This is a genomic window from Bradyrhizobium sp. JHI2711 (assembly GCF_056156565.1).
The window spans coordinates 737,063-758,995 of the sequence record NZ_JBPZPT010000003.1 but is presented as its reverse complement, the minus strand read 5'-3'; the positions used below and the strand labels follow the sequence as shown (position 1 = coordinate 758,995).

Annotated in this window: 20 protein-coding genes and 1 other RNA gene; 12 read left to right on the top strand and 9 right to left on the bottom strand. The window is 65.6% G+C overall.

The window, feature by feature from the left end; genetic code table 11:
• Positions 1-41: 41 nt before the first annotated feature.
• On the bottom strand, positions 42-1,109 hold the full coding sequence (locus ACTEK7_RS25890) for an acyltransferase family protein (protein WP_036041801.1): 1,068 nt from the start codon (positions 1,107-1,109) through the stop codon (positions 42-44).
• A 203-nt stretch (positions 1,110-1,312) separates the two neighbouring features.
• On the opposite strand from ACTEK7_RS25890, the gene ACTEK7_RS25885 reads away from it, so the two are divergent.
• The 4 genes from ACTEK7_RS25885 (at position 1,313) to ACTEK7_RS25870 (ending at position 7,555) form a co-directional block, all read left to right on the top strand.
• Positions 1,313-2,629 (top strand): UDP-glucose dehydrogenase family protein, encoded by a 1,317-nt coding sequence (locus ACTEK7_RS25885; RefSeq protein WP_225147241.1) that lies wholly within the window; start codon positions 1,313-1,315, stop codon positions 2,627-2,629.
• Positions 2,630-2,747: 118 nt separating this feature from the next.
• On the top strand, positions 2,748-5,222 hold the full coding sequence (gene hrpB, locus ACTEK7_RS25880) for an ATP-dependent helicase HrpB (protein WP_225147242.1): 2,475 nt from the start codon (positions 2,748-2,750) through the stop codon (positions 5,220-5,222).
• A gap of 127 nt (positions 5,223-5,349) precedes the next feature.
• Positions 5,350-5,862: a TIGR02281 family clan AA aspartic protease gene (locus tag ACTEK7_RS25875; RefSeq protein WP_225145576.1), complete on the top strand. Its 513-nt coding sequence runs from the start codon at positions 5,350-5,352 to the stop codon at positions 5,860-5,862.
• Positions 5,863-6,055: 193 nt separating this feature from the next.
• Entirely contained in the window at positions 6,056-7,555 is a 1,500-nt protein-coding gene (locus ACTEK7_RS25870; RefSeq protein WP_036026482.1) for a phosphomannomutase/phosphoglucomutase, read from the top strand.
• A 162-nt stretch (positions 7,556-7,717) separates the two neighbouring features.
• Here the strand turns inward: ACTEK7_RS25870 and ACTEK7_RS25865 are convergent, their stop codons facing one another.
• From ACTEK7_RS25865 to ACTEK7_RS25850, 4 genes are all read right to left on the bottom strand, one after another.
• The gene (locus ACTEK7_RS25865; RefSeq protein WP_025032510.1) at positions 7,718-8,227 is read right to left on the bottom strand and encodes an Lrp/AsnC family transcriptional regulator; all 510 of its coding nucleotides are present in this window, start codon (positions 8,225-8,227) and stop codon (positions 7,718-7,720) included.
• A 97-nt stretch (positions 8,228-8,324) separates the two neighbouring features.
• Positions 8,325-9,242 carry a sugar kinase gene (locus tag ACTEK7_RS25860; RefSeq protein ID WP_225147243.1) on the bottom strand — a complete coding sequence of 306 codons (918 nt, stop codon included), beginning with the start codon at positions 9,240-9,242 and terminating at the stop codon, positions 8,325-8,327.
• A gap of 11 nt (positions 9,243-9,253) precedes the next feature.
• Entirely contained in the window at positions 9,254-10,195 is a 942-nt protein-coding gene (gene nudC / locus ACTEK7_RS25855; RefSeq protein ID WP_109145459.1) for an NAD(+) diphosphatase, read from the bottom strand.
• A 10-nt stretch (positions 10,196-10,205) separates the two neighbouring features.
• The gene (locus ACTEK7_RS25850; RefSeq protein WP_036041788.1) at positions 10,206-10,625 is read right to left on the bottom strand and encodes an HIT domain-containing protein; all 420 of its coding nucleotides are present in this window, start codon (positions 10,623-10,625) and stop codon (positions 10,206-10,208) included.
• A 198-nt stretch (positions 10,626-10,823) separates the two neighbouring features.
• On the opposite strand from ACTEK7_RS25850, the gene ffs reads away from it, so the two are divergent.
• From ffs to ACTEK7_RS25825, 5 genes are all read left to right on the top strand, one after another.
• Positions 10,824-10,920: signal recognition particle sRNA small type (gene ffs / locus ACTEK7_RS25845), an RNA gene on the top strand.
• A 95-nt stretch (positions 10,921-11,015) separates the two neighbouring features.
• On the top strand, positions 11,016-12,851 hold the full coding sequence (locus ACTEK7_RS25840; protein ID WP_225147244.1) for a DNA polymerase III subunit gamma/tau: 1,836 nt from the start codon (positions 11,016-11,018) through the stop codon (positions 12,849-12,851).
• A gap of 26 nt (positions 12,852-12,877) precedes the next feature.
• Positions 12,878-13,198: a YbaB/EbfC family nucleoid-associated protein gene (locus ACTEK7_RS25835; protein WP_036014105.1), complete on the top strand. Its 321-nt coding sequence runs from the start codon at positions 12,878-12,880 to the stop codon at positions 13,196-13,198.
• A 1-nt stretch (position 13,199) separates the two neighbouring features.
• Positions 13,200-13,802 carry a recombination mediator RecR gene (gene recR, locus ACTEK7_RS25830; protein WP_036026497.1) on the top strand — a complete coding sequence of 201 codons (603 nt, stop codon included), beginning with the start codon at positions 13,200-13,202 and terminating at the stop codon, positions 13,800-13,802.
• Positions 13,803-13,890: 88 nt separating this feature from the next.
• Positions 13,891-14,325 carry a hypothetical protein gene (locus ACTEK7_RS25825; protein WP_036014102.1) on the top strand — a complete coding sequence of 145 codons (435 nt, stop codon included), beginning with the start codon at positions 13,891-13,893 and terminating at the stop codon, positions 14,323-14,325.
• 134 nt (positions 14,326-14,459) lie between these two features.
• Here ACTEK7_RS25825 and ACTEK7_RS25820 read toward each other — a convergent pair whose 3' ends face one another.
• On the bottom strand, positions 14,460-15,821 hold the full coding sequence (locus ACTEK7_RS25820; protein WP_036026499.1) for an AmpG family muropeptide MFS transporter: 1,362 nt from the start codon (positions 15,819-15,821) through the stop codon (positions 14,460-14,462).
• A 192-nt stretch (positions 15,822-16,013) separates the two neighbouring features.
• Positions 16,014-17,213 (bottom strand): DNA recombination protein RmuC, encoded by a 1,200-nt coding sequence (locus ACTEK7_RS25815; RefSeq protein ID WP_225147245.1) that lies wholly within the window; start codon positions 17,211-17,213, stop codon positions 16,014-16,016.
• A gap of 169 nt (positions 17,214-17,382) precedes the next feature.
• Between ACTEK7_RS25815 and def the strand changes: the two genes are divergently transcribed.
• From def to truA, 3 genes are all read left to right on the top strand, one after another.
• The gene (gene def / locus ACTEK7_RS25810) at positions 17,383-17,910 is read left to right on the top strand and encodes a peptide deformylase (RefSeq protein ID WP_036026503.1); all 528 of its coding nucleotides are present in this window, start codon (positions 17,383-17,385) and stop codon (positions 17,908-17,910) included.
• A 136-nt stretch (positions 17,911-18,046) separates the two neighbouring features.
• Positions 18,047-18,970, top strand: coding sequence for a methionyl-tRNA formyltransferase (gene fmt / locus ACTEK7_RS25805; RefSeq protein ID WP_225147246.1), 924 nt, complete (start codon positions 18,047-18,049; stop codon positions 18,968-18,970).
• A 137-nt stretch (positions 18,971-19,107) separates the two neighbouring features.
• Entirely contained in the window at positions 19,108-19,845 is a 738-nt protein-coding gene (truA, locus tag ACTEK7_RS25800; protein ID WP_225127162.1) for a tRNA pseudouridine(38-40) synthase TruA, read from the top strand.
• 173 nt (positions 19,846-20,018) lie between these two features.
• Here the strand turns inward: truA and dapE are convergent, their stop codons facing one another.
• Positions 20,019-21,185 (bottom strand): succinyl-diaminopimelate desuccinylase, encoded by a 1,167-nt coding sequence (gene dapE / locus ACTEK7_RS25795; protein WP_225147247.1) that lies wholly within the window; start codon positions 21,183-21,185, stop codon positions 20,019-20,021.
• Positions 21,182-21,826 (bottom strand): DUF805 domain-containing protein, encoded by a 645-nt coding sequence (locus ACTEK7_RS25790; protein ID WP_225147248.1) that lies wholly within the window; start codon positions 21,824-21,826, stop codon positions 21,182-21,184. Before ACTEK7_RS25790 ends, dapE begins: the two co-directional genes overlap by 4 nt.
• Positions 21,827-21,933 lie beyond the last annotated feature (107 nt).

Sequence of the window (21,933 nt, the reverse complement as noted above, 5' to 3'; positions counted from 1 at the left end):
GCGCAATTGCGCACTATGGGGATGGCCTCGGGGAGGGAGCGCTACTCGGCCGCCTGCAATCGCACGCCAGGCTTCTTCGGCGCGATCCAGAATGCCTCCGGCCGCTCGAACAGGAAGCGCGCATTAAGTCGCAACGCGGCCTGCCAGATCACAAGCGATCCAAGCACGCCGGCGATAGTGACGAGCAGCGACACCGTGCCGATATCAGGAATGATGCCCGTGCGCAGCAGCAGCGTCCGCGTCGCCGCCATCGGCAAGAAGAAGGCGAGATAGATCACGATCGAATGCTCGCCGCAGAAGCGGAGGAAGTTGAGCCAGTGCGCCCGCGCGAGCAGCGTGCCCGCGGCGATAATGGCGCAGGCGCCGGCGAAGCCGAGCGCGAGCGAGACGATCGCCCACTCGCTGGCGCCCGCTGCGACGAGGCCGGCATTGATCAGCGCCCAGGCAGCGAGCGCTGCAAGCGCCAGCGCCGGATGCTTCCGCGCCCGGTCCGACAGGGCGAACACGTAGGGCGCGAACAAATAGCCCGAATAGAAATAGATGAAGCGTGCGCAGAACTCGTCGATGGCGGTCCAGCCGGTCGTGATGTGCGCGGTCTCCAGCGCGGCGGCGACGAGCCAGACCGCGAGCGATGGGACCTTGCGTGTCAGTTTCGTGACGACGAAGAAGACCGGCAACAGATAGATGAACCACAGCGTGCCGAACGGCTCGATGAAGGATTCGAGATACAGCAGGCCGACGTGCTGCCAGCTGGTCTCGGCCGCAAAGGCCGGGGCCTTGAAGCCGAATTGGATTGTCACCCAGACGACATAAAAATAGGCGAAATGCACCACCTTGCGGTCGAGATAGGTTCGCCAGTCCCGATCGATCACCAGAGACAGGAACAAGCCCGAAATCAGAAAGAAATCCGGCATCCGGAACGGCTTTGCGAAGGCTACGAGCACGTGCATGAACCCGGTCTGCCCGGCGGCAAGCTCCACCCCCAGCACCGAATGCATCATCACCACCATGACGATGCAGATACCCTTGGCGTAGTCGACCCAGTCGATACGCGCGCCCGAAGCGGCCGTGGAGGGGCTGGCCGCCGCGATTGTGCCTGATCGTGCCATGGTGTCCCTTTTCGAGGCGCGTTCCGCCCGAGCCTGTGCGGGCCTGGGGCAGTTTGGAGCCCAGTAGTTTCCGACTTCTTTACCGGTTCAAATCGCGGGCCGGTTTTTGCATGCGGACTGTTCCATGGCCTCGGGAAAATGCTAAACCGCCCCGGATTGGGCTGAGTTGGACGTCCGTTAACCAAGCTGGAACAGGATTTTTCATGCGAATTGCGATGATCGGCACGGGCTATGTGGGATTGGTGTCCGGCGCCTGCTTTGCGGATTTCGGCCACGACGTCACCTGCGTCGACAAGGACGAGAGGAAGATCGCGGCACTCCATCGCGGCGAGATCCCGATCTACGAGCCTGGCCTCGACGAGCTGGTCGCGAACAATGTGAAAGCCAAGCGGCTCGACTTCACCACCGACCTGAAGCAGCCGGTCGCCGATGCCGATGCCGTGTTCATCGCGGTCGGCACGCCCTCGCGCCGCGGCGACGGACACGCCGACCTGTCTTACGTCTACGCCGCCGCGAAAGAGATCGCGCAGTCGCTGCAGGGCTTCACCGTGGTGGTGACGAAATCGACCGTGCCGGTCGGCACCGGCGACGAGGTCGAGCGCATCATCCGCGAGGCCAATCCCAAGGCCGACGTCGTGGTCGCCTCGAACCCTGAGTTCCTGCGCGAGGGCGCGGCGATCCGCGATTTCAAATTCCCGGACCGCATCGTGGTCGGCACCTCCGACGAGCGCGGCCGCAAGGTGATGGGCGACATCTACCGCCCGCTGTCGCTGAACCAGGCGCCGCTGATGTTCACCGCGCGCCGCACCGCCGAGATGATCAAATACGCCGCCAACGCGTTCCTCGCGACCAAGATCACCTTCATCAACGAGATCGCCGATCTGTCCGAGAAGGCCGGCGCCAACGTGCAGGAGGTCGCGCGCGGCATCGGCCTCGACAACCGCATCGGCACCAAGTTCCTGCATGCCGGTCCCGGCTTCGGCGGCTCGTGCTTCCCGAAGGACACCAAGGCCCTGATCAAGATCGCGCAGGACTACGACGTCTCCCTGCGCATCGTCGAATCGGTGCTGGCGGTCAACGAGAACCGCAAGCGCGCGATGGCGCGCAAGGTGAGCCAGGCGCTCGGCGGCAATCTGCGCGGCAAGACCGTCGCGGTGCTCGGCCTCACCTTCAAGCCCGACACCGACGACATGCGTGATGCGCCGTCGATCCCGCTGGTAACAGGCCTGATCGACATGGGCGCGAAGGTGAAGGCGTTCGATCCCGTCGGCATGGAGCAGGCCAAGGGCGAATTGCCCGATATCACCTATTGCGAGGACGCCTATGCCTGCGCGCAAGGCGCCGACGCTCTCGTCATCGTCACCGAATGGGTCCAGTTCCGCGCGCTCGATCTCGACCGGTTGAAGGCGACCATGGCGCAGCCGGTCGTCGTCGACCTCCGCAACATCTACCGCCCCGAAGACATGGAAGCCGCCGGCTTTGTGTACGAGAGCGTCGGTCGTCCGCCAGTGCAGGGCTGATCGTTCCCAGCTCCACATAAATTCGTCATGGCCGGGCTTGTCCCGGCCATCCACGTCTGTTTTCTGGTCGAGGACGTGGATGCCCCGGACAAGCCCGGGCATGACGAGTGGATGGATCTTGCCCCGCAGCTTCGACACGCCCCTCCCGATCGATGCCGTGCTCGACGATTTGTCGCGTACGCTGGAGGCTAGCAACGCCGCAGTGCTGGTGGCCCCTCCCGGCGCCGGCAAGACCACGCGCGTGCCGCTGGCCTTGCTCGATGCGCCGTGGGCCAAGGACAAGAAGATCATCGTGCTGGAGCCGCGCCGCATCGCCGCGCGCGCCAGTGCCGACCGCATGGCCAAATCGCTCGGCGAGCGCGCCGGCGAAACCGTGGGCTATCGTGTCCGCTTCGGCTCGAAGATCTCGCGCGCGACGCGCATCGAGGTGGTGACCGAGGGCATCTTCACCCGCCAGATCCTCGACGATCCCGAACTAACAGGCGTTGCCGCGATCCTGTTCGACGAATTCCATGAACGCTCGCTCGACGCCGACATGGGCCTCGCGCTGGCGCGTGATGCGCAAACCGGCTTGCGCGAGGATTTGCGCATCCTGGTGATGTCGGCGACGCTCGACGGTGCGCGGGTGGCAAGGCTGCTCGGCGATGCCCCCGTCGTCGAGAGCGAGGGCCGTGCGTTTCCGGTCGAGACACGCTATCTCGGCCGCAAGGCGGATGCACCGATCGAGCGGCAGATGGCGGATGCGATCGCATCTGCGCTGCGCGCCGATAGCGGCTCGGTGCTGGCCTTCCTGCCAGGCGCCGCCGAGATCCGCCGCACGCAGAATTTCCTCTCCGAGCGCGTGCAGGACGCCTCCGTCGAGATCGTGCCGCTGTTCGGCGCGCTCGATGCCGCCGTGCAGGATCGCGCCATCGCGCCGGCACCCAAGGGCACGCGCAAGGTGGTGCTGGCAACCTCGATCGCGGAGACCTCGCTCACCATCGAGGGCGTGCGTATCGTCGTCGATAGCGGTCTTGCCCGCGTGCCGCGCTATGAGCCCGATATCGGCCTGACCCGGCTCGAGACCGTGCGCGCCTCGCGCGCGGCGGTGGACCAGCGCCGCGGCCGTGCCGGCCGCACCGAGCCCGGCGTCTGCTACCGGCTCTGGGACGAGCCGCAGACCGCATCGCTCGCGCCGTACACCCAGCCGGAAATCCTCAGCGCCGACCTGTCCTCGCTGGTGCTCGATCTCGCGCAATGGGGCGTCAGCGATCCCGCGGCTCTATCGTTCCTCGATCCGCCGCCGCAGCCGGCCTGGAAGGAAGCCAAGAGCCTGCTGAGCGAGCTAAACGCGCTCGACGGCGACGGCCGCATCACCGCCGAAGGCAAGAGCTTGCGTGCGCTGGCGCTGCCGCCTCGGCTGGCGCGCATGATCGTGGATTCGCATCGCGCCGGCGAGGGCCAGGCCGCCGCCGAGATCGCGGCCATCATCACCGAGCGCGGCCTTGGCGGCGACAGCGTCGATCTCGAGCACCGCCGCGACCAGTTCCGCCGCGACCGCTCACCACGCGCGGCAAGCGCGCGCGATCTCGCGCACCGCTGGGCTTCGCAGGTCGCGGCGTCGGAGAAGGTGGCGCAGCAGGAGGATCTCTCGACCGGCCTGATGCTCGCCTATGCGTTCCCGGACCGCGTCGCGCGCAATCGCGGCAATGGCAGCTTCGTGCTGGCCAACGGCCGCGGCGCCTCTGTCGAGCAGACCTCCTCGCTCGCCCGTGCGCCCTACATCGCGATCGGTGAGATGACGGGGACGGCGGCGAGCGGTCGCATCTTGCTCGCCGCGCAAATCACCGAGGACGAGATCGAGCGGCATTTCGCCGAGCATATCGAGACCGCCGACGAGATCTCGTTCGATCGCGGCGCGATGGCGCTGCGGGCGCGGCGCAAGCGCGTGCTGCACGCGATCACGCTGTCCGAGGCGACGCTTTCAGTATCGCCCTCGGAGGACACCGCGCGCATCTTCGCAGATGGCCTGATCGCCGCGGGCCTCGACCGGCTGCCCTGGTCGAAAGCCGCCAAGCAATGGCGTGATCGCGTGATGTTCCTGCGCAAGGCCGAGGGCGACAGCTGGCCCGATTTGTCCGACGACGGTCTGATCGCGCGGCGCGACGACTGGCTGGTGCCGGCGCTCTCCGACAAGATCGCGCTCAAGGACATCTCCGCGGGCGATCTCTCCGACGCCCTGATGGCGCTCTTGCCCTGGGAGATGCGCACGCGGCTCGACCGCGAGGCGCCGACGCATTTCGAGGCGCCGACCGGCACTATGCTCGCGATCGACTACGAGGCCGAGCAGGGGCCGACCATCGCGGTCCGGCTACAGGAATTGTTCGGCCTCAACACCCATCCCTCGATCGCCGCCGGCAAGGTGCCGCTGGTGCTGGAATTGCTGTCGCCGGCCCAGCGTCCGGTGCAGGTGACGCGCGATCTGCCCGGCTTCTGGCGCGGCAGCTACGCCGCCGTCCGCTCCGACCTGCGCGGCCGCTACCCGCGTCACCCCTGGCCCGACGATCCCGCGAGCGCCGTGCCGACAAGGCGGGCGAAGCCGCGCGGGACGTGAGAACTCGCAACCGGCATTAACCCTCCGCTCATCCTTTTCGTCAAAATGACAGGAGCCCCGGCGTGCCTGCGCTCGCCGCCGGCCTCGTCGCGTGATGAAATCGAGCTTTCGGCTCGGAAGTGGTGTGATGCGTAACATTATGATCATCGCGGCCGTTATGATCGGCCTCGGCACCTTCATGGCGCAGATGGCGGACAAGATGAGCTCGGCTTCCGCCACGTCAGTGCCGCGCACGACGGTCGCAGTCGCGGCCACAGCGCCGGCCAGCGGCCGCAGCCTGGCCATTGGACGTGACGGCCGCGGTCATTTCCAGACCGAGGGCCGGATCGACGGCCAGCGCATCGGCTTCATGATCGATACCGGCGCCTCCGTCGTGGCGCTGAACGAGACCTCGGCCGCCCGCTTTGGTCTCCGTCCCTCGCGTGGCGAGTACAACGCCACCGTTTCCACCGCCAACGGCACCATCAAGGCCGCGCGCACCCGAATCGCCATGCTCGACGTCGGCGGCCTCATCGTGCGCGATGTCGATGCCATGGTGCTGCCGGACGAGGCGCTGTCGGAAAACCTGCTCGGCCTCTCCTTCCTGTCCCGCCTGAAGCGTTTTGAGTACGCCAACGGGCAGATGGTGTTGGAGCAGTAGAGGCGAGCCGCGCGACCGCGCGGTCGTCAATTTCAAGAAGATATTCTTGCTCCGGCCGCCCTTCCGGTAACGTTTCTTCGTTACCAAACTGCCGCAATTATCGGCCATAAGCCTTCATTCCCGCCTTTCGCTGCGGTTTGGCATTCGCTAAGCCTGCAGCAACTCCCGCCCCCCCTTTCACGAGACCGACTCAATGTTCCCGAAGCCGAAATCCGTATTGTTGCCCAACACCTACGCCTTCGAATCCGAGCCGATGGTGAAGCCGACAGGCTTTCGCGAATACGACGCGCGCTGGTTGTTCCAGAAGGAAATCAACCTGATGGGTGTGCAGGCGCTCGGCATGGGGCTCGGCGCGCTGATTGCCGAGCTCGGCGTCAAACAGGAGATCATCACCGGCCACGATTTCCGCGGCTACTCGGCCTCGATCAAATACGCGCTGATCTCCGGCCTGATGGCGGCGGGCTGCAAGGTGCACGATATCGGTCTTGCGGTGACGCCGATGGCCTATTTCGCGCAGTTCGATCTCGACGTGCCCGCCGTTGCGATGGTTACGGCCTCCCACAACGACAATGGCTGGACCGGCGTGAAGATGGGCGCCAACCGCCCGCTGACCTTCGGCCCTGACGAGATGACGCGGCTGAAGGAGATCGTCCTGAACGCGGAATTCAAGAACAAGGCCGGGGGCTCCTACCAGTTCCACGAGAACTATCCGGCGCGCTACATCGCCGACCTCACCTCTCGTCCGAAGCTCAAGCGCAAGCTCAAGGTGGTCGCGGCCTGCGGCAACGGCACCGCCGGTGCGTTCGCGCCGCAGGTGCTGGAAGCGATCGGCTGCGAGGTGATCCCGCTCGACACCGAGCTCGACCACACCTTCCCGAAATACAATCCGAATCCGGAAGACATGGAGATGCTGCACGCGATCCGCGACGCGGTGTTGCAGCACAAGGCCGATGTCGGCCTTGGTTTCGACGGTGACGGCGACCGCTGCGGCGTGGTCGACAACACCGGTGAGGAGATCTTTGCCGACAAGGTCGGCGTGATGCTGGCGCGCGACATGTCGGCGATCCACAAGGACGCGCAGTTCATCGTCGACGTGAAGTCCACCGGCCTGTTCATCACCGATCCCGTGCTGCAGAAGCAGGGCGCAAAGACCGCCTATTGGAAGACCGGTCATTCCTACATGAAGCGCCGCACCAACGAGACCGGCGCGCTCGCGGGCTTCGAGAAGTCCGGCCACTTCTTCTTCAACAAGCCCTATGGCCGCGGCTATGACGACGGCCTGGTCTCGGCGCTCGCGATCTGCGACATGCTCGACCGCGCGCCCGGCAAGTCGATGGCCGATCTGAAGAACGCGCTGCCGAAGACCTGGTCGTCGCCGACCATGTCGCCGCATTGCGCCGACGAGACCAAATACGGCGTCATCGACAAGGTGGTGAAGCACTTCGAAGGCCTGCAAGCAAAGGGTGCGAAGATCGGGGGGCAGGCGATCCGCGATCTCGTCACCGTCAACGGCGTGCGCGTCACGGTCGAGGACGGCAGCTGGGGCCTGGTGCGCGCCTCGTCCAACAAGCCCGAGCTCGTCGTCGTGGTCGAAAGCCCGGTCTCGGAGCAGCGCATGCACGACATGTTCGAGATGGTGAACAGCGTGCTGCGCACGCATCCCGAAGTCGGCGAGTACAATCAGAAGATTTGAGGAGCACCTGAGAGAGGCGATCCGTCCCTCTCGCTCCGCTGTCATGCCCCGGCTTGACCGGGGCATCCAGTACCCCGCGGCTTCTCGATTCTATCACCGGCGTCTCTGGAATACTGGATCGCCCGATTAAATCGGGCGATGACACTTTCCGTGTGGCGTAAATTAAGCCGCCACCACCGCCGGGATCGGTAGCGCCGTCACCGACTTGATCTTCTCCATCGCGAAGCGCGAGGTGACGTTCTTCAGCGGCACGGCGCTGATCAGCTTCTTGTAGAACACGTCATAGGCCTGCATGTCGGCGACCACGACGCGCAGCATGTAATCGACGTCGCCAGCCATGCGATAGAACTCCATCACCTCCGGCATGGCGCTGACGGCCTCGGCGAACCGTTTCAGCCAGGCATCCGAATGATCGGAGCTCTCGACCGACACGAACACGGAGATGCCGAGCCCGATCTTGTTCTGGTCGACGAGCGCGACGCGCTTGATGATCACGCCGTCGGCCTCCAGGCGCTGGATGCGCTTCCAGCAGGGGGTCGAGGACAGGCCGACCCGGTCGCCGATCTCGGCGACGGAAAGGGAGGCGTCTTCCTGGAGCACCATCAGGATCTTGCGGTCGATGGCGTCGAGGCGGCGGCTGGTCTCGGGAATTTGGACGGCGACATCAGTCATTTGAAGAACTTTGTTTCATTTCAGGGGCAGATTTCCCTGATATAGAGAAAATCTTTCCACGGCAAGCCCATAATCTCGGCGCGTCAGTGGAATCGCTCTAGAGCTTGCCTTGTAAAAGCTCTTCAACTTCAGCGCGTTGCGGGGCGGCCAGCCCGCCGCCATGGCGGGTGCATTTCAGCGCCGCGGCGGCTGCGGCGAATCGCATCGCTTCCCGCAACCCCTTGCCCTCGGCGAGGCCGAGCGCGAACGCGCCATGGAAGACGTCGCCGGCGCCGAGCGTATCGACCGCCTGGACCGGGAAGGCTGGTGTTTCCTCCAGCGTGCCCGCCTGGTTCAGCCAGATCGCGCCGTGCGGGCCGCGGGTGGCCGCGAGGAAGGCGGGCGTCAGCTCCGCCAGGCGCTTCAAGGCCGCACCGTCGTCAGCGATGCCGGCCGTCTCCTGCAGCTGGGCGCTGGCGAACAGCAGATGCGAGGCGGCCGTGAGCAGGCCGTCCTGCAGCGCCATCGCGCGGTCGACGCCGACGATGACGGGAATGCCGCGCCGGCGTGCCTCGGCGCAAAACGAGGTCGCGAACGCCGCGCAGCGGCTTTCGACGAGCACCGCCTGACAATCGGCAAGCAGCGCATCGGCCTCGGGCAGCCTCACGGTCCACAGCGCAGGATCGCGATAGATGGTGAGCGTCCGCTCGCCGGAGGGCTCGATCATGATCGCCGAGACCGGCGTGCTCAGGCCCGGCATGCGCACGATGTGCGTGCTATCGACGCCCTCCTGCGCCATCTGCGCGAGGATGAAAGCGGTCGACGTCTCCCGCGCATCGCCCATCGGCCCCCCGAACGCGACGCGGCCGCCGAGCCGCGCCATCGCGATGGCAGCGTTGAGCGCGTTGCCCCCGCACACTTCGGCGAGATGGCTGGCGTTCGCCTTGCTGCCGCGTTCGGGCAAGGCCTCGACGCGCAGGATGAGGTCGCGCACCGGCATGCCGATGCAGAGGATGCGCGGCGCGGTCCCGGCCATCGTCGTTCGGCTCAGCTGCTCTTGTCGTGTACCCAGCGGCCGAGCAGATGATGGGCGATCGCGAACGGATGCGGGCCGGCAAGCCCGTCGGGATGCGTCCGCGTCAGCATCTTCGCCGCCTCCTCGCGCGTGAACCAGCGCGCGTCTTCCAGCTCCATCCGATCGACGACGATGTCCTCGTTCAGCGCCTGCGCGCTGCAGCCGATCATCAGCGACGACGGATAGGGCCAGGGCTGGGTCATGTAATATTGCACGTCGGTGCAGCGGATCCCGGACTCCTCAAAGATCTCGCGGCGCACCGCGTCCTCGATGGTCTCGGCAGCCTCGACGAAGCCGGCGAGGCAGGAATACATCCCTGCCGGAAACTGCTTCTGCCGGCCGAGCAGGCACTTGTCGCCGGACGCCACCAGCATGATCACGACCGGATCGGTGCGCGGAAAATGCTCGGCCTTGCAACTCGGGCAGTCGCGCTTCCAGCCGCCTTCCTTCATGCTGGTGCGTACGCCGCAATTGGCGCAATAGCCGTGGCGCTGATGCCATCCCACCATCGACTTCGCCATCGCGACGGCCGAGAGCTCCTCGGGCGGGATCGCGCCCTGCATCGCCATGCCGCGCAGCTCGGTCACGGTATAATCCTCGCGGCCGACCAGCTTCTCGGCGGCGGCCTGCGACAGGCCCATGCCGAACACGGCCGCACCGTCGCGAAGCCCGAGGAACACCGTGCCGGGATTGGCGCCGCATTTCAGCGCCTCGTCGATTCCGAGCAGCGCCCGCACCTTGTCGCCCTCGCGCTTCACCAGCAGCGAGTCGCGATAGACCACGTAGGCGCGCGAGGACGGCTTCTGCTCCAGCGCGAACAGCTTTTCGTCGTCGCGGCGCAGATGCGCGGCGCGGTCGAGGACGTTGGTGACGAAGGCCGGCTGCCCCAGCGGAAACGCGTTGAATGCTGACATTATCGTTCTTTCAACCCAACCAGATCTTGCGGCGAAGCGCGCTGATGAAATTCTGAACCTCCGCGGCGTCATGCGCCAGCGGCGGCATCACGCCCCACACCGGCCGCGGCCAGGCCGCGTCACTGGTGCGGCGCGCGATGATGTGGACGTGCAGCTGCGGCACGAGGTTGCCGAGCGCGGCGATGTTGAGCTTGTCGCATTTGGTGATCTCCTTCAGCGCGCGCGAGACGCGGGAGATCTCGGTCATCAACTGCGCCTGCTGCACCTCGTCGAGATCGATGATCTCGACCGTATCGGCGCGCCGCGGCACCAGCAGCAGCCAGGGATAATGCGCGTCCTTGATGACCAGCACCTTCGACAGCGGCAGATCGCCGATATCGATGGTGTCCTCTTTCAAGCGGGAGTGCAGCGACCAGGCGGGTTCGGGCATGAAGGCTCTCTGGATTGATTCTTACCGTCGCAGAGACCACGCCCCCAGACAACATGCGTATGCGCCGTGGTCCTTATGCGCCGGACCCGGGGGGCAGGCCGAATGAGGGCGAATTCGGCGCCGGAAGTCCCCAAGCGCCGTCGGAACAGCCCCAGACCCCGCTTGCTTTCCACTCCCTTTGGCCCCAAATAGGGACCGGGAGATTGGCGGTGGACGAGCCACTCGCCAACCGGGTCAGGTCCGGAAGGAAGCAGCCCTAACGAGGTCCGGATCGGGTCGCTCGTCAGTCTCCTACCTGTTTTTCGAGCGAACCAGCGCCGGCGGCACCAGCCGCCAGCGCGCTCCTTTCCGCAAAAGCCGGCCAAGAGACATTTCATTGCGGATCGACCGATGACCGACGCTGGCGCCCCTCCCGATCCCGATAGCGCCGGCCAGGCCGGCAATGCGCCCTACCGGGTGCTGGCGCGCAAATACCGCCCATCCTCGTTCGACGACCTGATCGGCCAGGAGGCCGTGGTCCGTACCGTCTCCAATGCGTTCGAGACCGGCCGCATTCCGCAGGCCTGGATTCTCACCGGCGTCCGCGGGGTCGGTAAGACCACCACCGCGCGCATTCTCGCCCGCGCACTCAACTACGAGGTGCCGGATGGATCGGTGAAGGGGCCGACCATCCACATGCCGTCCTTGGGCGTGCATTGCCAGGCGATCATGGAAAGCCGGCACATGGACGTGCTGGAGATGGACGCGGCCTCGCATACCGGCGTCGACGACGTCCGCCAGATCAATGACAGCGTGCGCTATGCCCCGGCCAGCGCCCGCTACAAGGTCTACATCATCGACGAAGTCCACATGCTGTCGACGGCGGCGTTCAACGCCTTCCTGAAGACGCTGGAGGAGCCGCCGGAGCACGCCAAGTTCGTGTTCGCGACGACGGAGATCCGCAAGGTTCCGGTCACCGTGCTGTCGCGTTGCCAGCGCTTCGACCTGCGCCGCGTCGAGGCCGACGTGCTGATGAAGCACCTCGCCAGCATTGCGGCGAAGGAAAACGTCGAGATCGAGCCGGAAGCGCTCGGCATCATTGCGCGCGCCGCGGAGGGCTCGGTGCGCGATTCGCTGTCGCTGCTCGACCAGGCGATCGCGCATGCGGCGGGGCAGGTGAAGGCCGATGCCGTCAGGCAGATGCTGGGCCTTGCCGACCGCACCCGGGTCATCGACCTGTTCGAGTCGCTGGCGCGCGGCGACATCGCGTCCGCCTTCAAGGAGTTCCGCGACCAATACGATGTCGGCGCCGATCCCATCGTCGTGCTCTCGGACCTCGCCGAGTTCGTCAATTTCGTCACCCGTGTGAAGGTCATCCCGGCGACCGCCGACAACGTCGCCTATGGCGAGACCGAGCGGGTGCGCGCCAAGGAGTTCGCCTCCAAGATCTCGATGCGCGTGCTGTCGCGGATGTGGCAGATGCTGCTTAAGGGCATCGCCGAGGTGCAGGCCGCAACGCGTCCCGCAGCCGCGGCCGAAATGGTTCTGGTGCGCATCGCCTATGTCGCCGACCTGCCGACGCCCGACGAAGCGATCAGAATGCTCGAGCAGAACGGCGGCGGCTCGCCGGTCGTGAACGGCGGAAGTAGCGCGCGCAACGGCGCGCCGGCCGCGCCGGTTGCCTCCGCAGCGCCGATGTCAGCTGCGCCCGTGCGCATGCCGACAGCCTCGGCTCCAGCGTTTGGCGGTGGCGCCCGGCCGCAGATGGCGGCCCCCGCGCCGGATACGCAAGGGGCGGCGCCCCAGCTGCGCATCGCGAGCTTCACCCAGCTGGTTGCGCTCGCAGGGCAGAAGCGCGACATCATGACCAAGAGCGCGCTCGAAGGCGACATGCGCCTCGTCCGTTTCGAGGAGGGGCGGCTGGAAGTCGCGCTCGAGCCCAACGCTTCCAAGACCATGATCTCGGAACTTGCGAAGAAGTTCGAGCTGTGGACCGGCCGCCGCTGGACCGTGATCGTCTCCAACGAGCAGGGCCAGCCGACTTTGCGCTCGGTGAACCAGGCGGCTAAGCAGGAGCATGCCCGTACCGCGGAAGCCGATCCGCGCGTGCAGGAGGTGCTGTCGCGTTTCCCCGGCGCCAAGGTCGTCGAGGTCCGCAGGCTTGCTCCCGAGACGCCGGAAACCGATATTAACGCCGACTATGGCAGCGACGATCCGCCCGACGGTTCCGACGGCGACGATCTCTGAACCATTCTTTCCAAGGACACGCACCCATGGCTGATTTTCTCGGCATGATGAAACAGGCGGCGCAGCTGCAATCCAAGATGCAGGAGATGCAGGACCAGCTCGCCAACGTCGAGGTCGAAGGCATTTCCGGCGGCGGTCTCGTCGCCGTGCGCATGACCGCGAAGATGGACGTCAAGAGCATCAAGATCGATCCTTCGCTGATGAAGGCCGAGGAGCGCGAGGTGCTGGAAGACCTGCTCGTCACCGCCCTCGCTGATGCGCGCCGCAAGGCCGAGACCGCCATGCAGGAGAAGATGCAGGCCCTCACCGGCGGGCTCGGCCTGCCGCCGGGGCTGTTCGGCCAATAAGATGGGCGCTGTTGCAGGTCCCGAGATCGAGCGGCTGGTCCAGCTGCTCGCGCGGCTGCCGGGCCTCGGTCCGCGCTCGGCGCGGCGCGCGGCGCTGCATCTGATCAAGAAGCGCGAAGCGCTGATGATGCCGTTGTCGAGCGCCTTGCAGGTGGCGCTGGACAAGGTCCAGGTCTGCAAGACCTGCGGCAACATCGACACGCAAAACCCCTGCACCGTCTGCACCGATCCGAAGCGCGATCCTGCCATCATCGTCGTCGTCGCCGATGTCGCCGACCTCTGGGCGCTGGAGCGCGCCAATGCCACCCAGGGGCGCTATCACGTGCTGGGCGCGACATTGTCGCCGCTCGACGGCGTCGGCCCGCAGGACCTCACCATCGACGCGCTGGTGGCGCGCGCGCATGATTCGCAAGTGCATGAAATCATCCTAGCGCTGAATGCGACGGTGGACGGCCAGACCACGGCGCATTACATCACCGACCTGCTTCAGGACGCCAATGTGAAGGTGACGCGGCTCGCCCACGGGGTTCCCGTCGGCGGCGAGCTTGATTATCTCGATGAAGGTACGCTATCGGCTGCGATGCGGCAGCGCACCCTGTTCTAGAGCGTTTTCGAGCGAAGTGGATACCGGTTCGCGTGAAGAAAACGCGTCAAAACAGGAATCTCCATCCAGACTTTACGGAACGGACGACATGACGAAACTTTTCGCCACGCGATGGGCTTTGGTCGCGACGATGCTGATGCTGGTGACCCCGGCCATCTCCGCGCAGCAGGGCGACGCGGCGCTGCCGCCGTCCAAGCCCGGCAAGCCGATCAACACTGGCGACGTGCTCTCCGGGGAGCTCAACGCGATGAAGGTGCGCGACGCCAAGAACGGCAAGCGCGTCGCGACCTACCAGATCACGTCCGAGCCGCGCCGCCTGCCGCCGCCGAACGGGCTGTGCAATCTCGAAACCGGCCCCGAGACGTTCCAGCTCGTCACCTCCAGCGAGGCGCAGGCCGCCCAGCTGAAATCCTTCGTCGGCAAGGAGATCTCCGTGAAGGTGGACGAGGTCGCCTGCGCCAGCGATCCCGGCCAGATGAGCGAGGCCGTGATCACGAAGTGGAGCCTGATCAAGAAGCAGTAGGGGTGGAGTCGTCTCCCCGATTCCGGTGTCATCGCCCGCGAAGGCGGGCGATCCAGTACGCCGCAGCTTCTCGGTCGATCACGACTGTCTCGGAGTACTGGATGCCCCGCCTTCGCGGGGCATGACAGGGGTGCCTACACCCGCACCGGCCCCAGCGCCTCGAAATGCCCGCGCTTCTGCAAATACGCCAGCAGCATCAGGCTCGGGATGGCGACGAGGACGGAGATCGCGAAGAACATCGGCCAGCCCGTCGCCTTCGCCAGATAGCCTGCGCCCGACGACAAATAGGTCCGTCCCACCGCGGCGAGCGCCGTCAGCAGCGCATATTGGGTCGCCGTGTGCAGCGGGTTCTGGCACAGCGCCGAGAGATAGGCGACGAAGATCACGGTGCCGATGGCGTTGCAGAAATTGTCGGAGGTGATCGCGAGGGTCAGCGCCCATTCGTTGACGCCGACAATCGCAAGCCACGAGAACGACAAATTGGACATCGCCTGCACGATGCCGCCGATCCACAGGCTGGTCGCGAGCGAATAGCGTCGGGCCACGAAGCCGCCGGCAAAGCCGCCGGCCAGGGTCGCGATGATGCCGACGCCCTTGACGATCACGGCATAGTCGTTCCGCGTGAAGCCGATGTCGATGACGAACGGCACGGTCATGTTGCCGGAGAACGCGTCGGTGAACTTGAACAGCACGACGAAGGCGAGCACGACCCATGCTTCCTTGCGTCGCAGGAATTCCGAGAACGCGCCCAGCGCCGCATGGAACACCCGCGTGAGCGCGCCCTCGTCCTGCGTGGCGGCCTCGGCGCGCGCGGATTGTGCGGGCTCGGTGGCGGCGAGCGCAGTCGCCGTGCCGATCAGCACCAGAGCCGCCATCACCACATAGCCCCACATCCAGGCGGCCCCACGCGGGACGATCGCCTCGAAGCCGGTGACGATGAACAGGGCGCCTGCAGTCGAGACCAACATGCCGATGCGATAGGCGGCGACATAGGCGGCCATGCCGGCGGCCTGCTCGCTTTCGGGCAGGCTCTCGACGCGGAAAGCATCGACCACGATGTCCTGCGTCGAGGACATCGTCGCGACCAGCAGCGCGCCGAGCGCGACAAGCAGTGGCGAACGTGCCGGATCGGTCAGCGCCAACAGCAGGATCGCGCCGATCAGCAGCAGCTGCGCAAACACCAGCCACCCACGGCGACGTCCGAAGGCATGCGTGAAGAACGGCACATGCAGCGCATCGACCAGCGGCGCCCACAGGAATTTGAGCGTGTATGGCGTTCCAACCAGCGCAAACAGCCCGATCGTTCCAAGATCGACCCCGGCTTCGGCCATCCACACCAGCAGCGTCGATCCCGACAGTGCCAGCGGCAGCCCCGAGGAGAAGCCGAGAAACAGCACGATCAGCACCCGCGGCTGCAGGTAAACAGCAAGGCTGTCGCGCCAGGAGGGCGAGGCGGTGGAAGTCGCGGCGGGGGAGGTCGCGTCGGGTGCGGTCATGGGGGCGTGTTAGCAGATTCTGGGAGAAAAGACTCTCGCGGTAGCTGGTGAGACGGGAGAGCTTCCAACACGCTCGGTGTCATCGTCCGCGAAGGCGGACGATCCAGTACTCCGCGGCGTCTCGGTTCAACCACTCGGGCTGCGGAATACTGGGTGCCCCGCGTTCGCGGGGCACGACAGTGTGCCCTAGTCTCACTCCCCCGCCTGGAGCTTGCGCGGAAACAGCTCTGCCGCTCCCGTCGCCACCAGCCGCGGTGTCTCCGGCGCATCGCTCTTGCTGAAATCGAGCTCCTCGATGCGGCCTGCGCGCTTCTCGATCTTGTCGGCGGAGATCAGCACCTGGCGGACGTCCTCGTTCACGTCGGCAAAATGCTTTTGCAGCTTGAGCACGCGGTCGCGCAGGCGCCCCAAATCGTCGCCGAGCTTGATCACCTCGGTGCGGATCTGGTCGGCGGCGTCGCGCATGCGCGCGTCTTTCATGATCTGCTGCATCACCTGGATCGCGAGCATCAGCAGCGACGGCGACACCAGCACGACGCGGGCGCGATAGGCCTTCTGGATCACGTCGTCGAAGCCGTCATGGATCTCGGCATAGACCGATTCCGACGGCACGAACATCAGCGCCATCTCCTGGGTCTCGCCGGTGACGAGGTATTTTTCCGCGATGTCGCTGACATGCTTCATCACGTCGCCGCGCAGCCGCTGCGTGGCAACGCGCCGCTCCTCGTCGGTGCGGGCGTCGTGCAGCGCCGTCATCGCCTCCAGCGGAAACTTCGCGTCGATGCAGAGCGGGCGCTGGTCGGGCAGGAACACGACGCAGTCCGGTCGTTTTCCGGTCGAGAGCGTGAACTGGAACTCGTAGGAGCCTTTGGGCAGACCGTCCTGGACGATCGCCTCCATCCGCGCCTGGCCGAAGGCGCCGCGCGACTGCTTGTTGGCGAGTACGTCGCGCAGAGTGGTCACCTGCGTGGTGAGGTCGGTGAGGTTCTTGTGCGCGTTGTCGATGATGCCGAGCCGTTCATGCAGCGCGCGCAGGCTCTCCATGGTGTTGCGGGTCGAATGTTCCATGGACTGGCCGACCCGATGCGTCACCGAATCAAGCCGCTCGTTGACCGCACGCGCCATCTCGGCCTGGCGGCCGGCGAGCGCCTGGGTCATGGCGTCGACCCGCCCCGAGGCCTCGCTCTGGGCGTGCAGCACCTGGGCGAGCCGCTCCTCGAGCTCGTCGGCACGGATTGCGTTCGCCATGGCGAGTTCCGCGCCACGCCGCCCCGAGCGCGCGATCACAACCGCAATCACAACCAGCAGGATGAGGACGAGCGCACCGAAGCCGATCAGCGCATCGACGATGCGCACCGGCCAGTCGCCCAGCATGACAACGATCTCGTTCATGCCGCCTTGTAGCCGATTCGCTGCGCTCTCGCGAACGAAGAGGGAACATTCTGGGTTAACCGCCCCCTAAATTTCATGGTTAATGAAACGTGAAGTTTTATGGTTAGCGAGGGGTTAACGGGTTCCGGGCCGCATTGACCGCATCCGGCGCGCGGCTTAAATCGCGGCCATGGCCCTCAGAGAAATCATCATCCTGCCCGACAAGCAGCTGCGCCTGGTCTCCAAGCCGATCGAGAAGGTCACGGCGGAGATCCGCAAGCTTGCCGACGACATGTTCGAGACCATGTACGACGCGCCCGGCATCGGGCTGGCGGCGATCCAGGTCGCGCAACCCTTGCGTCTCATCACCATGGATCTCGCCAAGCGTGACGAGAGCGGCGAGACCAAGCACGTGCCGCGCGTCTTCATCAATCCTGAAATCATCGCCTCGTCCGAGGAACTGTCGGTCTACGAGGAAGGCTGCCTGTCGATCCCGGAATATTACGAGGAGGTCGAGCGTCCCGCGAAGGTGCGCGTGCGCTTCACCGATCTCGACGGCAAGGTGCACGAGGAGGATGCCGAAGGCCTCTACGCCACCTGCATCCAGCACGAGATCGACCATCTCAACGGCGTGCTGTTCGTCGACTATCTGTCCAAGCTCAAGCGCGACCGCGTCATGAAGAAGTTCGAGAAAGCCGCCAAGCGCGCGGCGGAGTGATAATTCCTCCGCCGTCATGCCCGGGCTTGTCCCGGGCATCCACGTTCTTTGCCGCCGCGAGCAGGACGAACGTGGATGGCCGGGACAAGCCCGGCCATGACGAGTACCTTGCTCGTTTCAAGGATTGTCTCGTCACATGCCCCTCCGCCTCATCTTCATGGGCACGCCCGATTTCTCCGTGCCGACGCTGCTCGAGCTGGTCGCGCATGGCCACGAGATCGCGGCCGCCTACACCCGCGCGCCGAAGCCGGGCGGCCGGCGCGGCCTGCAATTGCAGCCGACCCCGGTCGAGGAGGCCGCGCGAAAGCTGGGCATTCCCGTGCTGACGCCGAAGACGCTGAAGACCGAGCAGGCGCTGGCGGAGTTCCGCGCCTTCGATGCGGACGCGGCCGTCGTCGTCGCCTATGGCATGATCCTGCCACAGGCGATCCTCGATGCGCCAAAACTCGGCTGCTACAATCTGCATGCCTCGCTGTTGCCGCGCTGGCGCGGCGCCGCGCCGATCAACCGCGCCATCATGGCCGGCGATGCCGAGAGCGGCGTGATGGTGATGAAGATGGATGTCGGCTTAGATACCGGCGACGTCGCCATGGCCGAGAGCATCACGATCACCGACAACATGACCGCGCTCGACCTGCACGATCGTCTGTCCCGCCTTGGCGCCGACCTGATGGTGCGCGCGATGGCCGCGCTCGAACGCGGCGGGCTCCAGCTCAAGGCGCAGAGCGAGGACGGCGCCACCTATGCCGCCAAGATCGAGAAGGCGGAGGCGCGGATCGACTGGACAAAGCCGGCGCGCGCAGTGCTGCGCCACGTCCATGGCCTCTCGCCGTTCCCCGGCGCCTGGAGCGAGCTTGACGATGCCCGCGTCAAAATCCTGCGTTGCGAGTTGGCGCAAGGCGCCGGCGCGCCTGGCGAAATGCTCGACGATCAGCTTACCGTCGCCTGCGGCGACGGCGCCATCCGCATCATCGAGCTGCAGCGCGAGGGCAAGGCCCGCATGCAGGCCGCGGACTTCCTGCGCGGCGTGCCGTTAAAGGCGGGATCCAAATTCACCTGACACTGTCATACCCCGCGAAGGCGGGGTATCCAGTACGCCGAGGCTTCTCGGTCAATCGGATAAGCTGCGGAGTACTGGTTGCCCGCCCCAGTGCGCAACAGCGCACAAGGCGGGCAATGACGACGAAACTGGACACGATGCCCCGCTACAAGCTCACCATCGAATATGACGGCGCGCCGTTCTTCGGCTGGCAGGTGCAGGACACGCTGCCATCGGTGCAGGGCGCGCTGCAAGCCGCGGTGAAGGCGATGACTGGTTCGGATCTGCGCGTGCACGGTGCCGGCCGCACCGATGCCGGCGTGCATGCACGCGGCCAGGTCGCCCATGTCGACGTCGACAAGCAGTTTCCGCCGGGCCGTTTTCGCGACGGGCTCAACGCGCATCTGCGCCCGCATCCGATCGCGGTGCTCGAGGCCGAGATAGTGCCCGACGATTTCGAGGCGCGCTTCTCGGCGGTCAAGCGCCACTACCGCTATCGCATCGTCAACACTCGCGCCAATCTCGCGCTCGATGTCGGCCACGCCTGGCGCGTGCCGCGCAAGCTCGATGCCGACGCAATGCACGCGGCGGCGCAGCGCCTGCTCGGCAAGCACGATTTCACCACCTTTCGCGACACCGAGTGCCAGGCCAAATCGCCGGAGAAGACACTCGACCAGCTGGACGTGATCCGCGATGGCCGCGAGATCAACGTCATCACCTCGGCGCGCTCGTTCCTGCACAGCCAGGTGCGCTCGATGGTGGGATCCCTGGTCTGGGTCGGCGAGGGCCGCTGGACCGCCGACGATCTCTCCGCCGCACTCAAAGCCCGCAACCGCACCGCCTGCGGCATCGTCGCCCCGCCTGAGGGGCTGTATTTGATGAAGGTGGATTATTAGGCGAGCGGCGCAGAGAGCGGGCACGCTCTCGCCAAACCTCGGTGTCATGCCCCGGCTTGACAGGGGCATCCAGTACGCCGCGGCCTCTCGGCTCAATCACTGCCGTCTCTGGAATACTGGATCGCCCGGTCAAGCCGGGCGATGACGGTCGTGTTTATGGAGGCAACACTGCCTCAAGCAAAATACCGCGCCAAAATCCCGCGATACACTTTCGTCAGCCTCTCCAGATCCGCCACCGGCACGCGCTCGTCGATCTGGTGCATGGTCTGCCCGACCAGGCCGAACTCGATCACGGGGCAATAGAAGGAGATGAATCGCGCATCCGACGTGCCGCCTGAGGTCGAGAGCTCGGGCTTGCGCCCCGTCACCTCCTCGATCGCGGAGACCGCGAGATCGGTGAACGGACCCGGCTTGGTCACGAACACGTTCGAGTTCGAGGGCTCCCAGACGATGCGGGCCTTGATGCGGTTGCCGCAGGCTTTGGCGAGGCGCGTCTCGACCAATTCGCGCAAGCTCGTCTGGGTGTGGTTGTCGTTGTAGCGGATGTTGAATCTTGCGCGGGCCTCGCCGGGGATGACGTTGAAGGCCTTGTTGCCGACGTCGACCGAGACGAATTCGAGATTGGACGCCTGGAATTGCGCGCTGCCATTGTCGAGCGGCTCGTCGGAGATCGCGACGATCAGCCGCGAGATATCAGGCACCGGATTGGAGGCGCGGTGCGGATAGGCGACGTGGCCCTGCACGCCGTCGACGACGAGCGTGCCGGATTGCGAGCCGCGCCGGCCGATCTTGATGGTGTCGCCGAGCGTCTCGACGTTGGAAGGCTCGCCGAGCACGCAATGGTCGAATTTCTCGCCGCGCTCGGCGACCCATTTCAGCAGCTTGATGGTGCCGTTGATCGAGACGTCTTCCTCGTCGCCGGTGATCAGGAACGAGATCGAGCCCTTTCCGTCGCTGCGCGGCTTGCCGCCGTTGGCGGCGAGATGCTCCAGCACCGCGGCGACCGAGCAGGCGATGCCGCCTTTCATGTCGACCGCGCCGCGGCCATGCAGCACGCCGTCCTTCACCTCTCCGGAGAACGCGCCGACGCTCCAGGCGCTCTCGTCGCCGGGCGGCACCACATCGGTGTGGCCTGCGAAGGTGATGTGCGGACCGTCGGTGCCGATCCGAGCGTAGAGATTGTCGACGTCGGCGGTGCCTTCCTCGCTGAAGGTCACGCGGTGACAGGTGAAACCGGCAGCGCCCATGATTTTTTCGAGCACCCCGAGCGCGCCGGCATCGGCCGGAGTGACTGAGGGGCAACGGATGAGGTCGCGGGCGATCGAGAGGGCATCGGTCATGCGCCCCGCTTAACATGCATGCCGCCGGGTGGGCTAGCGCTGGGCGGAACAATTTCGATCTCGCGGTCCTGGTCCCAGCTCTTCGCAGGCGGCGAGGCGGGCGTGGACTCATACGCGATCCCGGCCAGCGGATCAGGCCCGAACCGGTTATCGCCGACAGTGCCGGGCACGCAGAGCATCTCGACGAGACCCCACAGCCACAGCATCGAAGCGGCGAGGTTGAAAAGAAGCATCACGCTGGTGTCGGGGAGCAGGTCCGAGAACTGGTTGAACAGGCCGGGCACGAGGAAAAACGGAACGAGCCACCAGCCGCTCCTGTCACGGTCGTGCAGCCGCTTGATCGCCGTTGCCAGATAGACCCACAGGAACAGCGACATGCCGAATGCCCTCAGGATCAGGGGCGCGCGGTCGGTAGACGCGAGTGAAGGGTGTTCCCGGGGATCGGCCAGCTTGAACAGATCGCCAAGGCCGAAATCGAGCTTGAGCGAGAGCTTCAACGATCCGTCGGCATTGGGCAGATGAATGATCTGACCGATCACCTCCAGCAAGCCTGCCAGCAGCGCAACGATCAGCAGCGCCTGCCACAGCAGGGCGCGATTGATGCGGCCGTCGAAGCGGAATAGGTACCAGATCCAGTCCATGCGAGTGGCTCCGGGCGGAATGGCCGCCCGGAAATTGGTCGCGATGGAGGGAGGGTGGGTTCGATCCTAGCAGCGAATGGTGAATGGTGAATGGCAAGTAGGATTGG

What these genes read in the sequence shown, in the direction of transcription:
- ACTEK7_RS25890 (WP_036041801.1), bottom strand. Translation starts at nt 1,109, where the DNA reads ATGGCACGATCAGGCACAATCGCGGCGGCCAGCCCCTCCACGGCCGCT.
- ACTEK7_RS25885 (WP_225147241.1), top strand. Translation starts at nt 1,313, where the DNA reads ATGCGAATTGCGATGATCGGCACGGGCTATGTGGGATTGGTGTCCGGC.
- ACTEK7_RS25875 (WP_225145576.1), top strand. Translation starts at nt 5,350, where the DNA reads ATGCGTAACATTATGATCATCGCGGCCGTTATGATCGGCCTCGGCACC.
- ACTEK7_RS25870 (WP_036026482.1), top strand. Translation starts at nt 6,056, where the DNA reads ATGTTCCCGAAGCCGAAATCCGTATTGTTGCCCAACACCTACGCCTTC.
- ACTEK7_RS25865 (WP_025032510.1), bottom strand. Translation starts at nt 8,227, where the DNA reads ATGACTGATGTCGCCGTCCAAATTCCCGAGACCAGCCGCCGCCTCGAC.
- ACTEK7_RS25860 (WP_225147243.1), bottom strand. Translation starts at nt 9,242, where the DNA reads ATGGCCGGGACCGCGCCGCGCATCCTCTGCATCGGCATGCCGGTGCGC.
- nudC (WP_109145459.1), bottom strand. Translation starts at nt 10,195, where the DNA reads ATGTCAGCATTCAACGCGTTTCCGCTGGGGCAGCCGGCCTTCGTCACC.
- ACTEK7_RS25850 (WP_036041788.1), bottom strand. Translation starts at nt 10,625, where the DNA reads ATGCCCGAACCCGCCTGGTCGCTGCACTCCCGCTTGAAAGAGGACACC.
- ACTEK7_RS25840 (WP_225147244.1), top strand. Translation starts at nt 11,016, where the DNA reads ATGACCGACGCTGGCGCCCCTCCCGATCCCGATAGCGCCGGCCAGGCC.
- ACTEK7_RS25835 (WP_036014105.1), top strand. Translation starts at nt 12,878, where the DNA reads ATGGCTGATTTTCTCGGCATGATGAAACAGGCGGCGCAGCTGCAATCC.
- recR (WP_036026497.1), top strand. Translation starts at nt 13,200, where the DNA reads ATGGGCGCTGTTGCAGGTCCCGAGATCGAGCGGCTGGTCCAGCTGCTC.
- ACTEK7_RS25825 (WP_036014102.1), top strand. Translation starts at nt 13,891, where the DNA reads ATGACGAAACTTTTCGCCACGCGATGGGCTTTGGTCGCGACGATGCTG.
- ACTEK7_RS25820 (WP_036026499.1), bottom strand. Translation starts at nt 15,821, where the DNA reads ATGACCGCACCCGACGCGACCTCCCCCGCCGCGACTTCCACCGCCTCG.
- ACTEK7_RS25815 (WP_225147245.1), bottom strand. Translation starts at nt 17,213, where the DNA reads ATGAACGAGATCGTTGTCATGCTGGGCGACTGGCCGGTGCGCATCGTC.
- def (WP_036026503.1), top strand. Translation starts at nt 17,383, where the DNA reads ATGGCCCTCAGAGAAATCATCATCCTGCCCGACAAGCAGCTGCGCCTG.
- fmt (WP_225147246.1), top strand. Translation starts at nt 18,047, where the DNA reads ATGCCCCTCCGCCTCATCTTCATGGGCACGCCCGATTTCTCCGTGCCG.
- truA (WP_225127162.1), top strand. Translation starts at nt 19,108, where the DNA reads ATGCCCCGCTACAAGCTCACCATCGAATATGACGGCGCGCCGTTCTTC.
- dapE (WP_225147247.1), bottom strand. Translation starts at nt 21,185, where the DNA reads ATGACCGATGCCCTCTCGATCGCCCGCGACCTCATCCGTTGCCCCTCA.
- ACTEK7_RS25790 (WP_225147248.1), bottom strand. Translation starts at nt 21,826, where the DNA reads ATGGACTGGATCTGGTACCTATTCCGCTTCGACGGCCGCATCAATCGC.